General features: G+C 67.1%; 1 protein-coding gene. It reads left to right on the top strand.

Annotated elements, in window-relative coordinates:
• The coding region (locus ICJ84_RS16810) for a hypothetical protein (RefSeq protein WP_241748790.1) at nucleotides 1-234 on the top strand (234 nt) is incomplete at both ends.

Below are 234 nucleotides of genomic sequence, written 5' to 3'. Positions count from 1 at the left end.
CGAAGGCCGCCGCGATCACTCCCGCCATCAAGGTCCCGACCCAGGGCTGTGCCGCCGCCGGACGCAACGCCTACTTCTGCCAGTACGTGAAGTCGATCGTCGAGAACGACGAGGCATTCGGTGCGGACATCCAGGAGCGTCGCGACCTGCTGCGCCGCGGTGGACTCAAGATCTACACCACCCTCGACTTCCGCGTGCAGGACCCGGCGGCCGAGGAGATGGCCAACGTCGTCC

Source organism: Aestuariibaculum suncheonense (genome assembly GCF_014596935.1).
Classification (GTDB): Bacteria; Bacteroidota; Bacteroidia; order Flavobacteriales; family Flavobacteriaceae; genus Aestuariibaculum; species Aestuariibaculum suncheonense.
The sequence above is the reverse complement of the archived record's forward strand: the minus strand, read 5'-3'. Positions and strand labels throughout refer to the sequence as shown.